Source organism: Streptomyces hirsutus (genome assembly GCF_001418415.1).
GTDB lineage: Bacteria > Actinomycetota > Actinomycetes > Streptomycetales > Streptomycetaceae > Streptomyces > Streptomyces hirsutus.
The window spans coordinates 1-11,925 of sequence record NZ_LIQT01000551.1 but is presented as its reverse complement, the minus strand read 5'-3'; the positions used below and the strand labels follow the sequence as shown (position 1 = coordinate 11,925).

At 72.5% G+C, this 11,925-nt stretch carries 13 protein-coding genes; 6 read left to right on the top strand and 7 right to left on the bottom strand.

Features of this window, described 5'->3' with window-relative positions; genetic code table 11:
* On the top strand, positions 1-733 hold a 733-nt coding region (locus AOK11_RS34055), incomplete at its 5' end, for an SAM-dependent methyltransferase (RefSeq protein WP_055597528.1).
* Between the two features lie 44 nt (positions 734-777).
* Here AOK11_RS34055 and AOK11_RS34050 read toward each other — a convergent pair.
* Complete coding sequence (locus tag AOK11_RS34050) at positions 778-2,274, bottom strand: glutamate synthase subunit beta (protein WP_055597527.1); 1,497 nt, start codon at positions 2,272-2,274, stop codon at positions 778-780.
* Between the two features lie 240 nt (positions 2,275-2,514).
* Positions 2,515-2,994, bottom strand: coding sequence for an anthrone oxygenase family protein (locus AOK11_RS34045; protein ID WP_055597526.1), 480 nt, complete (start codon positions 2,992-2,994; stop codon positions 2,515-2,517).
* Between the two features lie 145 nt (positions 2,995-3,139).
* On the opposite strand from AOK11_RS34045, the gene AOK11_RS34040 reads away from it, so the two are divergent.
* Entirely contained in the window at positions 3,140-3,772 is a 633-nt protein-coding gene (locus tag AOK11_RS34040; protein ID WP_055597525.1) for a nucleoside/nucleotide kinase family protein, read from the top strand.
* Between the two features lie 106 nt (positions 3,773-3,878).
* A complete protein-coding gene (locus AOK11_RS34035) occupies positions 3,879-4,307 on the top strand; it encodes a CBS domain-containing protein (protein WP_055597524.1) in 429 nt (142 codons plus the stop codon).
* A gap of 107 nt (positions 4,308-4,414) precedes the next feature.
* Here AOK11_RS34035 and AOK11_RS34030 read toward each other — a convergent pair whose 3' ends face one another.
* A complete protein-coding gene (locus tag AOK11_RS34030; RefSeq protein ID WP_055597523.1) occupies positions 4,415-5,542 on the bottom strand; it encodes a magnesium and cobalt transport protein CorA in 1,128 nt (375 codons plus the stop codon).
* Positions 5,543-5,754: 212 nt separating this feature from the next.
* Between AOK11_RS34030 and AOK11_RS34025 the strand changes: the two genes are divergently transcribed.
* Positions 5,755-6,585 carry a methyltransferase domain-containing protein gene (locus AOK11_RS34025; protein ID WP_055597522.1) on the top strand — a complete coding sequence of 277 codons (831 nt, stop codon included), beginning with the start codon at positions 5,755-5,757 and terminating at the stop codon, positions 6,583-6,585.
* Between the two features lie 72 nt (positions 6,586-6,657).
* Here AOK11_RS34025 and AOK11_RS34020 read toward each other — a convergent pair whose 3' ends face one another.
* Complete coding sequence (locus tag AOK11_RS34020) at positions 6,658-7,548, bottom strand: carbohydrate kinase family protein (protein WP_055597529.1); 891 nt, start codon at positions 7,546-7,548, stop codon at positions 6,658-6,660.
* A gap of 107 nt (positions 7,549-7,655) precedes the next feature.
* Complete coding sequence (locus tag AOK11_RS34015) at positions 7,656-8,573, bottom strand: pseudouridine-5'-phosphate glycosidase (RefSeq protein WP_055597521.1); 918 nt, start codon at positions 8,571-8,573, stop codon at positions 7,656-7,658.
* A gap of 125 nt (positions 8,574-8,698) precedes the next feature.
* Here AOK11_RS34015 and AOK11_RS34010 point away from each other — a divergent pair, with 125 nt between their 5' ends.
* Entirely contained in the window at positions 8,699-9,127 is a 429-nt protein-coding gene (locus AOK11_RS34010; RefSeq protein WP_055597520.1) for a VOC family protein, read from the top strand.
* Between the two features lie 8 nt (positions 9,128-9,135).
* Here AOK11_RS34010 and AOK11_RS34005 read toward each other — a convergent pair whose 3' ends face one another.
* Entirely contained in the window at positions 9,136-9,690 is a 555-nt protein-coding gene (locus AOK11_RS34005; RefSeq protein ID WP_055597519.1) for a methylated-DNA--[protein]-cysteine S-methyltransferase, read from the bottom strand.
* A 458-nt stretch (positions 9,691-10,148) separates the two neighbouring features.
* Complete coding sequence (locus AOK11_RS34000) at positions 10,149-11,021, bottom strand: glycerophosphodiester phosphodiesterase (RefSeq protein WP_055597518.1); 873 nt, start codon at positions 11,019-11,021, stop codon at positions 10,149-10,151.
* A 377-nt stretch (positions 11,022-11,398) separates the two neighbouring features.
* On the opposite strand from AOK11_RS34000, the gene AOK11_RS33995 reads away from it, so the two are divergent.
* Positions 11,399-11,925 (top strand): MHYT domain-containing protein (locus AOK11_RS33995; protein ID WP_276204862.1); only part of this gene is annotated, 527 nt, incomplete at its 3' end.

Sequence of the window (11,925 nt, the reverse complement as noted above, 5' to 3'; positions counted from 1 at the left end):
CGGCGGCAAGGACAACTACCCCGTCGACGAGGCCATGGGCCGGCAGATGCTCGCCCTCGACCCGAGGGTGCCCGTGATGGCGCGGGTGAACCGGGCCTTCATGCAGCGCGCCACGCGCTGGCTCGCCGGCCAGGGCATACAGCAGTTCCTCGACATCGGCACCGGCATCCCCACCGAACCGAACCTCCACCAGGTCGCCCAGGAGATCGCACCCGACGCGCGCGTCGTCTACTGCGACAACGACCCGATCGTGCTGGCCCACGCGGGCGCGCTGCTGCGCGGCACCGACGAGGGGGTGACCGAGTACCTCCAGGCCGATGTGCGCGATCCGGAGAGCATCCTGGAGGGCGCGCAAAAGATCCTCGACTTCGACCGGCCGGTCGCGCTCTCCCTCATCGCGCTGCTGCACTTCATCTCCGACGAGGACGGCGCCCACGAGCTGGTCGGCCGGCTGCTCGCCGATCTGCCCTCCGGCAGCTACCTGGTGGTTTCCCACGCGACGCCCGACTTCACTCCCGAGGAATCGAAGGCGGCCACCGAGAAGCTCAAGGCCGCGGGCGTCACGCTGGCCCTGCGCTCCCGCGAGGAGTTCACCCGCTTCTTCACCGGCCTCGAGCTGGTCGAACCCGGCGTCCAGGTGCCCCACCTGTGGCACCCCGAACTGGGCGAGCCCGTACCCGGCCAGGACGACGGGGTGATCCCGGGATACGGGGCGGTGGGGCGCAAGGCGTAGGCCCTGGGCAGACCGGCGGGGCGGGTGCGCCCCGCCGGTGTGCGTCACGCCGTCATCGGGCGGTCGTACGGGCCGATGGGGGCCGGGAGCCGGGTGGTGCCGTCGGTCAGGTGGCGGTCGACGGCCGCCGCCACCGCCCGGCCCTCGGCGATCGCCCACACGATCAGCGACTGCCCGCGGGCGGCGTCCCCGGCCGCGAACACGCCCGGCACGTTCGTGGCGAAGCCGGCGTCGCGCGCGATCGTGCCGCGCGGCTCCAGTTCCAGACCGAGCCCGGCGACGAGCCCGTCCTTCAGATCGGGCCCGGAGAAGCCGAGCGCGAGGAGGACGAGGCCGGCGGGCAGGACCCGCTCGGTGTCCGGCCGAGGGCGGCGCTCCGCGTCCACCCCGACCAGGTGCAGCGCCCGGACCCGCCCGTCCGTGCCGCCGGTGAGGCGCAGGGTGGACGCCGCGAACAGCCGTGCGTCGGAGTCCTCGGCCGCCTCCGGTGCCGTCCGCAGCACGCCGGCCTCCTCGTGCGCGGGGGACAGCCGGTACAGCTTCGGGTACGTCGGCCAGGGTTCGGTGTCCTCGTCGCGCGCGTCGCCCGGCCGGTCGTAGATGTCCAGCTGCGTCACGGACGCGGCCCCCTCCCGCACGGCCGTGCCCAGACAGTCGGCGCCCGTGTCACCGCCCCCGACGATGACGACGTCCAGGCCCGCGGCGGACAGCGGGGACGTCTCCAGGTCCCCCTCGCACACCCGGTTGGCCAGCGGAAGATACTCCATGGCCTGGTGAACACCGATCAGTTCCCGTCCGGGAACGGCCAGTTCCCGCCACGCGGTGGCCCCGGTGGAGATGACCACGGCGTCGTAACGCGCCCGCAGTTCGGCGGCGTCGACATCGCGCCCGACCGTCGTGGACGTACGGAACTTCGTCCCCTCGGCCCGCATCTGCTCGATGCGCCGCTCCAGATGGCGCTTCTCCATCTTGAACGCGGGGATGCCGTACCGCATCAGCCCGCCGATCCGGTCGTCCCGCTCGTACACGGCGACCGTGTGCCCCGCACGGGTCAGCTGCTGGGCCGCGGCCAGTCCGGTGGGACCCGAGCCGATCACGGCGACCGTCCGGCCGGAGAGCCGGTCCGGCGGGGCCGGCCCGGCGAAGCCCTCCTCCCAGGCCCGGTCGGCTATGGCGCACTCGACGTTCTTGATGGTCACGGCGGGCTGGTTGATGGCGAGCACACATCCCGCCTCGCAGGGCGCCGGGCACAGTCTGCCGGTGAATTCGGGGAAGTTGTTGGTCGCGTGCAGCCGCTCCGCCGCGGCCCGCCAGTCGTCGCGCGCGACCAGGTCGTTCCAGTCGGGGATCAGATTGCCCAGCGGGCAGGCCTCGTGGCAGAAGGGGACGCCGCAGTCCATGCAGCGGTCGGCCTGCGGGCCGATGATGGGCAGCAGCGCGCCGGGGACGTAGACCTCGACCCAGTCCCGGACCCGTTCCCCGATGGGCCTGCGCGGCCATTCCTGGCGCGGCGTGGTCAGGAACCCCTTGGGATCGGCCATGGCCGTCTTCCTTGCGTTCTTTCCTGCATGCGCGAGTGGCAGGCCGTTCGCGGTCGGACGGCACTCCGCGGAGGGCCGGGCCTTCTCCTCCCGGCGCCTCTTGTTGTCTCTCCGGACCTGGCGCTCCGGATTCCGGCGTTCTCTGGCCACGATACGACTGCTCGTACCCGTACGCAGGCCCGTCGCCAGGGCTTTCTCGCCTTTCCTCGCCTTTCCGTGCCGTCAGGGCTGTCAGGGCCGTCAGGCGAGAGCCAGTACATACGCCACCGCGGCACCCGCCGAGGCGACCGTGCGCACGTGGTTCCACCGCGTCCACTCGCGCACGTACGCGGTCCAGTACGCCGCGGCTTCCGCGGTGCCGGGACCGAGCCCGGCCAGCGCGTTGTTGCGCGGCACGTTCGCGACCACGGTCACCCCGAACCCGCCGAACAGGTACAGCGCGCTGCCGGCCAGCAGCCACGCCGCCCCCTCGTCCGGCCCCGTCACCAGGGTCACCACGGCGATCGTCGCGCACAGCAGCGCCGAGCCGAGGAACACCAGCATGAAGGGCGCCCGCACCGCGGCCACGTTGACCGACCGCATCGCCGCCACACCCTGCGCGGGCGGCAGCGCCGCGAGCCCCCTCATCACGAACGTCGAGAAGGCGCAGAAGGCTCCCGCCACCAGCCCGGTTCCGAGTACGCCCAGCACCGTCAGCACGAAGTACGGCCCATCCGTCACGTTGTCGGCCCCTGCCCTTCCCCGGCCGGAACTCCTCCCGGCAGCCACTGTCACCACCAGTGAAGCCGGGCCCGGGACGCTCGGCCATGGCCGAGCGTCCCGGGGGCATGCGCGGGAGTCCAGCCGGCCAGCGCATCATGGCGGTGTGCGATGCGAAGCGATCACCTGGGACCGGCTCGGCGACCTCCTCGCCGAGCGTGTGGCGACGCTGAAGACGTCCGACGGCGGTCCCTGGCCGCGCGTCGCCTTCGACGGCGCCCCGGCCGCCCGCCCCGAGGACCTCGCCGAACGGGTCGCCGAGGCCCTGCGCGTCCGCGGGCGCCCCTCCCTCGTCGTGGGCACGGAGGGCTTCCTGCGCCCCGCGTCGGTCCGGCTGGAGTACGGCCGCCAGGACGTGGAGTCGTACTACGACGGCTGGTACGACACCGGCGCCCTCCGGCGCGAGGTGTTCGGCCCCCTCGACCCGGGCGGGAACGGACGGGTCCTGCCCGACCTGTGGGACCCCGTCACCGACCGGGCCACCCGCAGCCCCTACGTCCCGCTCCCGCCCGGCGGGGTACTGCTGCTGCACGGCCCGCTCCTCCTGCGGCACTGGTTCCCCTTCGATCTGAGCGTCCACGTCTCGCTCTCCCCGGGCGCCCTGCGCCGCCGCACCCCCGAGTTCGGGCACTGGACCCTCCCCGCCTTCGAGCGCTACGAGCGGGAGACCGGCCCGGCCGCCACCGCCGACGTCCTGGTACGCGCCGACGACCCCCGCCACCCGGCGTGGCACGGCTGAGGCCGGGCGAAGGTGCGGGGCCCTGTCGGCACGACGACAATGAAGGGCGCCGGTACTCGCGGTGCGTCCCGCGCCGCGCCGGCCGTCCGGCACCGGGAGGTACCTCATGACCACCGCCGGAGACATCATGCACCGCGGCGCCCAGTGGATCCCCGCCCACGAGACGCTCGACCGCGCCGCCCAGCTGATGCGCGAACTGAACGTCGGCGCGCTGCCCATCAGCGACGAGAACGAGCGCCTCTGCGGCATCCTCACGGACCGCGACATCGTCGTCGGCTGTGTCGCCGTGGGCCACGATCCGGCCAGGGTCACCGCAGGGGAGATGGCCAAGGGCACACCGCGCTGGATCGCGGCGGACGCCGACGTCGGCGAGGTCCTCCAGGAGATGCAGACACACCGCATCCGCCGGCTCCCCGTCGTCGACGACAAACGCCTGGTCGGCATGATCAGCGAGGCCGATCTCGCCCAGCACCTGACGGAGGACCAGCTCGCCACCTGGGCCGAGAACGTCTACGCCAGGGTCCCGTCCGGCTGAACGCGGACCGTGCCGCGCCCCGTCTCCGGGTGCCGGGTGCCGGGTGCCGGGTGCCGGGTGCCGTGTGCCGTGTGCCGTGTGCCGTGCGGCGGCGGACGTCCTGCGTGTCAGAGCCAGCGACTGCGCCGGAAGGCCCGGTACAGCAGCAGACACGCGACGGACATGACGCCGAGGGCCATGCCGTAGCCGTACCGCCAGCGCAGCTCCGGCATGTGGGCGAAGTTCATGCCGTACACCCCGCAGACCATGGTCGGCACGGCGACGATCGCCGCCCATGCGGTGATCTTCCGCATGTCCTCGTTCTGCGCGACCGTGACCTGCGCGAGATGGGCCTGCAGGATGGAGTTGAGGAGTTCGTCGAAGGCCGCGATCTGTTCCTTCGCCCGCGACAGATGGTCGGAGACATCGCGGAAGTACGCCTGTGTCTCCGGAGCGACCACCCGGGCCGGGCGGGTGGCCAGCTCCTCCAGCGGCCCGCTGAGCGGCGCCACCGCCCGCTTCAGTTCGAGGAGTTCGCGCTTGAGCTGGTAGATGCGTCCCGGATCGACCCGGGCGCCGTGCTCCGCGAACACCTCCGTCTCCACCTCGTCCATGTCCTCCTGCACCGAGTCGATCACGGTCAGGTAGTCGTCGACCACATGGTCCGCGACGGCGTGCAGCACTGCGGAGGGCCCTGCGGCGAGCTGCCGGGGATCGGACTCCAGCTCCTCGCGCAGCGGCCCGAGCGAGCCGTGCCGTCCGTGCCGCACGGTGATCACGAAGTCCTGTCCGACGAACACCATGATCTCGCCGGTGTTCACCACCTCGCTGGTGGAGGTGAGTTGCTCGTGCTCGACGTAGCAGACCGTCTTGAACACCGCGAACAGCGTCTCGCCGTACCGCTCCAGCTTGGGCCGCTGGTGCGCCTCGACCGTGTCCTCGACCGCCAGCGGATGCAGATCGAACAACTCGGCGATGCCCGCCAGCTCACGGTCCGTCGGCTCGTGCAGCCCCAGCCAGACGAAGCCCTCCCCGCTCTCGCGCACCTGCTGCACCGCGTCGACCAGCTCCCCGTGCGCGGAGACGCGGACACCGTCCCGGTAGCTCACGCAGTTCACCACCGAGGACCCCAGCGGGGACCGGGCCGGGTGGCTCAGATCCACCCGCGGGCGCCGCCGGGCCAGCCGGGCCGCTCTGCGCAGGCCGCCCATCCCGCCCAGACGTGTGACCTTCCGCAGATTCCCTGCCATCGACATCCGGCTCCCCTTGCGTGGTTCCCCCGAGTTCACGCTTTCCCGCGTCTTGGCAGGTCAGTCTGCCAGCAGTACGTGAGCCGCATGCGAACCGCGTACGAGCCTGTGGAAACAGAGCGTTCCGTTCGGCTGTCCGGTTCCCGGCTGTGGACGAAGGGCGACGGACCGGAGCGTCAACCGCACCGGACAATCCGGGTAAATGGGATGATCGCGCCATGACGCGAAGCGACGGGTACCTGCTCGAGAACCGGCAGACCGAGGTGCACCGGCAGAGCGGGGCACACCGGCAGGCCGAGGCGGCGGAACGCCTCGACGCCTTCGCCGACCTGTTCGACCCCACCACGTTCCGGCATCTCGAAGCGGTCGGCGTCGGGGCCGGCTGGCGTTGCTGGGAGATCGGCGCCGACGGTGTCTCCGTGGTGTCCTGGCTCGCCAAGAAGGTCGGACCGACCGGCAAAGTACTGGCCACGGGCACCGACATCACCCGGCTCGCCCCGGCCGCCCGTCCGCCGGTGGAGGTGTGCGCCCATGACATCGACGCGGAGGAGCCGCCGGAGGGCGGGTTCGACCTGGTGCACGCACGGCTCCCGTCCCTCGGCGTGGCGGACCGCGAACGGGCGGTGCGGTCCATGGCCGGCGCCCTGCGCCCCCGCGGGCACCTCCTGGTCGAGGACACCGACCCCGCTCTGCAGCCCTTGGCCTGCCCGGACGAGTACGGCCCCGAACAGCGGCTTGCGAACCGGCTGCGGCAGGATCTGCGCAAGCTCCCCCACGGCCGCGGGGCCGACCTCGCCCATGGCCGCACACTCCCGCGTCTGCTGCGGGAGACCGGCCTGAGCGAGGTACGGGCCGACGCCTGCTTCCCGATCGCCGCACCCGCCTGCGCGGCCCTGGAGTCCGCCACCGTCCGCCTGGCCCGGGACCAGCTCGTCACCGCGGGCGTCGCCACCGCCCAGGACATCGACCGCCATCTCGCCAACGTCGCCGCCGGCATCCTGGACCTGGCGACGGCCCCGATGATCTCGGCCTGGGGGCGCAAGGTCTAGAACCTTCCCGGCGGACGGCGGACGGCGGACGGCGGACGGCGGAGGGCGGAGGGTGGAGGGCGGCCGAGGCCGTCAGGCCGGTGGTGGCGGGCGGCCTCCCACCTGGCGCACCGCCAGCGCACCCGCCCTGCATCCCTCCGCCACCGCGTGTTCGGGATCGGCGCCCGTCATGAGGGTGGTGAGGAACGCGCCCGTGAAGGCGTCGCCGGCGCCCGTGCTGTCCCGGGATGTCGCCACCATGGCGGGAACGCGGGCGCACACCCGGCCGGACCGGGCCAGCAGCGCGCCCTCGGCCCCCTGCTTGGCCACGACCAGCGAAACCCGCCGGCTCAGCCGCGCCGCCGCGTCGGCCACCCCCGGCAACCCCGTGAGCAGGCACGCCTCGTCACGACTGGGCAGCAGGATGTCGACACCCTCGACGAGGGCCAGGAATCGGTCGGCGCCCAGCCGCGTGAGGAAACCGGCCGACGCCGGATCCAGGCTCACCGGCACCCCACGCACGCGTGCCGCCTTCAGAGCCACCGCCACGAACGCCCGGCCCGGTTCGCTGAACAACAGGTACCCCGACAGGTGCAGCCGGGCCACCCCGTCCAGTAACGCGTCCGACCAGTCACCGGGTTCGAGCCGCAGTGAGGCCCCGCTGTCGGTGAGGAAGGTCCGCTCGGCCGCCGCACCCTCGTCGACCAGGCAGATCACGGTTCCGGTCGGCGCCTGCGCATCGACCACCAGCAGGGGACGTACTCCGCAGGCGGCCAGCTCCCGTGCGTGCCACGCCGCCGCGTCCTCGCCCACTCGCCCGAGCAGCCGCACCTCCGCGTCGCCCCAGCACGCCGCCCAGCAGGCCACATTGGCCCCCGCGCCGCCGGGCACCGTCCGGACCGCCGCCGCGGTGTCCGTACCCGGGGTGAGCGGCCCCCGGTGCCGGGCGACCACATCGGTGATGACGTCACCGACGACCAGCAGCGCGCCGGGCCGCGCCCCGGCACCCGCGCCGGAGCGCGCACCGGCCGCCCCCGCCGCACGGCCCGCCTCGACAGCGCTGCCGCCTCCGTCACCCGGGACCACCGCCGTCACGCCCCCTCACGCCCGGCCCAGGCCGTCGCGATGCGGGCCGCCAGCCGTACGTTGCCCCGGACCGCCGCCAGGTTGGCGGCGAGGGAGGCACCGTCGGTGTGCCGCACCAGGTGGTCGAGCAGGAACGGAGTGACCGCCTGACCGGTGACGCCCTCCTCCTCGCACGCCCGCAGCGCCTCGTCGAGCACACGGGCGTGCAGTCCGGGGTCCAACTGCTCTTGCGCGGGAACGGGGTTGGCCACGATCAGCGCCGACTCGGGCCCGCCGAGGGCGTCCTGCGCCCGCATCACCTCCGCCACCTGCTCCGGCGCGTCCAGCCGCCAGTCCACGGGGTGCCCCGAGTCCGACAGGTAGAAGCCGGGGAAGCGGTCCGTGCCGTATCCGGCGACCGCGACGCCCAGGGTCTCCAGCCGCTGCAGCGTTGCCGGTACGTCCAGGATCGACTTCACGCCCGCGCACACCACGGTGATCCTGGTCCGCGCCAGCAGCCCGAGATCGGCCGACTCGTCCTGGGTCACCGTCCACTCGCGGTGCACCCCGCCCAGTCCGCCGGTCGCGAACACCCGTACGCCCGCGAGCGCGGCCAGCAGGGCGGTGGCCGACACCGTGGTGGCACCGCTCGCCCCGGACGCCACCGCGAGCGGCAGGTCGCGATGACCGAGCTTGCGGATGCCGTCCTCACGGGCCACCCGCTCCAGCTGCTCCTTGTCCAGACCGACCCGGGGCCGCCCGTCCAGCACGGCGACCGTGGCGGGAACGGCGCCCTCCTGCCGCACCGCCGCCTCCAGCTCCGTCGCCACCCGGAGATTGCGCGGCCGGGGCAGCCCGTGCGCGATGATCGTGGACTCCAGGGCCACCACCGGCCGACGGGCGGCGAGCGCCTCCCGCACCTCTTCGGACACCGTCAGGACCACGTGCCGTCTCCCGTCTGTCGCTCCTCCCTCATCCCTGGCGGGCCGGGCGGCCGGTCAAACCCCCGGAGCCCGTCCGCCGGACAGGCCCTTGCGGGCCACCGCGGATCTCGCGGAGTCTGGGACACATGACGGAGAACACAGCACGTCTCGACCACGTCGTCCTCTGGGTGCGCGATCCGATCGCGGCCGCCGGCTTCTACGAGAAGGCGGTCGGCCTGGAACCGGTCAGACTCGCCGACTTCTCCGTGGGGGAGGTGCCGTTCCCCTCGGTACGGGTCAACGAGGAGACCATCCTCGACCTCATGCCGTTCGCCATGGCGGAACGCATGACGATGCTGCCCGGCGCCGCCGAAGCCTCCGGCCATCCCGTCAACCACGTCTGTCTGTCACTGCCCGCCGACGACTTCGCCGCTCTCCGCAGCCGCCTCGAGGAACAGTCCGTCCCCATGACGGACCTCTCGCACGACTCCTTCGGCGCCCGTGGCCTCGCCAGGCGCAGCTTCTACTTCCGCGACCCCGACGGAAACGTGTTCGAGGCGCGGCACTACGACTGACCCACCCGTCAGAACAAGGGCTCCGGCAGCACGCCCTCCAGGGCGAGCAGCCGCCGCTTGGTCTCCAGCCCGCCCCCGAACCCGCCGATGCCGCCGTCCCTCTCCACGACCCGGTGACAGGGCACGACCACCGGAAGGGGGTTCGCGCCCATCGCGGTGCCGACGGCCTGGGCGCCCTCCGGCCGGCCGACCCGGCCGGCCAGAGTGCCGTACCCCACCACCGTGCCGTACGGCACACCGGAGGCCAGCTCGCTCAGGACCTCCCGGTGGAAGCCGGAGATCAGCGACCAGTCCAGGGGCAGGTCGAAATCGCGCCGCTCACCCGCGAAGTACGCCTCGACCTGGCGTATCGCCTCGGTGAGCAGCGGGGAGCCGGGGTCCTCGGCGGGCTCGCTGCCGAGCCGGGACGCCAGCCGTTCCAGCGCGCTGTCGCGCACCTCGTCCGTGGCGTGGAACACGACGTTGACCAGGCCCTCGCGGGTCGCGGCCAGCAGCAGCGGACCGATGCCCGTGTCGACGACGGCCCACACGACCCGCTGCTCGTACTGCCCATGGCTGTCCATGCGCCCCACCGTACGACCCGCCACCGACAACGCCGGACCCGAAGAGCGACGGGCCGGGGGCGATCAGGCGCGAGGGGCACGAAGGGGGCGTCAGCGCCTTGCCGGGGAGCGTGCACGAGGGTGGTTTGACTCGTTCGTGTGGTGGTCTGCTTTCGGGCTTGCGGTGTCGTGGGCCGTCCGGGCCGGCGTGGTCGTGCGATCCGGGATGCCGGGTACGGCGTCGGTGAGCGGGGCCCCTGCTCCACCGGAGTGATGGTTCAGGGCCTTCCCGTCGCCTCCGGCCGTACTCATGGGGCCGGGTCGCGCGGGGAAGCCGGTCTCCCGGGCCCGGACCACGCACGGGATGCGTGTCGCCGTCCCGGGGCCGAGTACGCCGGGGACCAGTGCGCCCAAGCCGTTCGGGGCGTGCGGCCGAGCAGACCCGCTCCTGCTCGGTCCGGAGGAACGGTGAGGGGAGATCAGCCGCCCACCGCGTCCCGCACCACGTCGGGCTTGTTGCTGATGATCCCGTCGACCCCGAATCCCGCGGCCCGCCGGGCCGCGGCCGCGTTGTCCACCGTCCAGGTGAGGACCTCCAGAGGCTTGCTGTGCGGTCCCCGGAAGCCCTGGACGGCGGCGACGTAACCGGTGGACAAGGAGGTGTGCGAGGGGTTGATCTGGTCGGCGAAGTCCGCGTACACGGGCAGGTCCTTCACGGGAGGCGCACCGATGAAGCCGGTCTTCACCCCGGGCTTCAGCTCGTGAACCGTCCGCACGCTGTCCGCGCTGAAGCTCTGCACGACCAGCCGGTCCCTCAGATGCGCGCGGTCGAGCCACCCCTCGTTGGCCAGGACCTTCAGGGTCTCGCCCTCGATGCCGGGATACAGCTGAGGGTTCTTGATCTCCAGGAACAGCTTCTGGTCGTGCCGCTCGAGCCGCCGGACGAACTGCTCCAGCGTCGGCACGCGCGTGCCCGCGAACGCGGGACCGAACCAGCTGCCCGCGTCGAGCCGGGCGATCTCCGCGGCGGTGAAGTCCTTCACCTTCCAGGGCGACCGGCCGGGGAAGACCTCCTCGACGTTCGTGGTGCGCGCCAGGCTGGCGTCGTGCAGGACGACGAGTTCGCCGTCGCGGGTGCGCTGGACGTCGTTCTCCACCCAGTCGACGCCGAGCTCCGCCGCCTTGTCGGCGGCCGGGAGCGTGTTCTCGGGCGCGTACCCGGAGGCACCCCGGTGGGCGACGACCAGGGGGAGCGCGTCACTGCCGGTGGCGCGGGCGGGGGAGAGGGCGAGCAGGAGGGCGGCGGCTCCCACAAGTGCGGTGGCCGAGGCGACGACGGTGCGCGTGTGCATGCTTACTCCTCGCGTCGAGAGGGTCGGGCCATCGGCGGGAAGGCGGGTCATGGCCGAACGGCCGGATCCTCGCCGGGCGGTCGGCCGACGTCGGACGGTCGGATCATCGCCCGGTCGGAACATCACGGACGGTTCAACTGTGACAGCGGAGAGTCGACGGAGGACGGGCGCAGGATGACCACAAATTGAACAGTCCCGCCCCAACTGCGCACACTGGTGCCGCACAAGTGGGGCAAGGGCGTGTTTCTTTGCCGGATGGTCGTTCGGCCGTTCCGGTGAGGTCATACTCTCTGCGTCAACCCTGACCGCCGACGCGGTTCTGGGAGGGGGTTTACAACCGGAATTCCGGGACGCAAAGGGCGGAAGGGCAGCCGCGCATGCAGAGCACGGTCGACGGATTCAATTACGGTCTGGTCACACCCACGGTGGCCTTCCTCATGGCCTGCCTGGGCGGCGCCCTGGGGCTGCGATGCGCCACCCGGCCGCTCGCCGTGACCGGGTCGTGGCGCCCCGGCTGGCTCGCCCTGGGCTCGGGGGCCATCGGGTCCGGCATATGGACCATGCACTTCATCGCGATGATGGGCTTCACGATCGAGAACACGCCGATCCACTACGACCGCCTGATGACGTTCGCCAGCCTGGCCGTCGCCGTCGTCATGGTGGGTATCGGGATCTTCATCGTCGGCTACCGGGGGGCCACGGGAACGGCCCTGTTCACCGGTGGCACCATCACCGGCCTCGGCATCGCCTCCATGCACTACCTGGGCATGGCCAGCATGAGCCTCGACGGACGGCTGGAATACAACACCCTCACCGTCGCCGCGTCCGTCGCCATCGCCATGGCCGCCGCGACCGCCGCCCTGTGGGCGGCCGCGCAGGCCAAGGGTTTCCTGTGGAGCGTGGG

Excerpts from the sequence above, each read along its gene's own strand:
- AOK11_RS34050 (WP_055597527.1), bottom strand. The coding sequence starts at position 2,274 with ATGGCCGATCCCAAGGGGTTCCTGACCACGCCGCGCCAGGAATGGCCG.
- AOK11_RS34035 (WP_055597524.1), top strand. The coding sequence starts at position 3,879 with ATGACCACCGCCGGAGACATCATGCACCGCGGCGCCCAGTGGATCCCC.
- AOK11_RS34030 (WP_055597523.1), bottom strand. The coding sequence starts at position 5,542 with ATGTCGATGGCAGGGAATCTGCGGAAGGTCACACGTCTGGGCGGGATG.
- AOK11_RS34025 (WP_055597522.1), top strand. The coding sequence starts at position 5,755 with ATGACGCGAAGCGACGGGTACCTGCTCGAGAACCGGCAGACCGAGGTG.
- AOK11_RS34010 (WP_055597520.1), top strand. The coding sequence starts at position 8,699 with ATGACGGAGAACACAGCACGTCTCGACCACGTCGTCCTCTGGGTGCGC.
- AOK11_RS34005 (WP_055597519.1), bottom strand. The coding sequence starts at position 9,690 with ATGGACAGCCATGGGCAGTACGAGCAGCGGGTCGTGTGGGCCGTCGTC.
- AOK11_RS34000 (WP_055597518.1), bottom strand. The coding sequence starts at position 11,021 with ATGCACACGCGCACCGTCGTCGCCTCGGCCACCGCACTTGTGGGAGCC.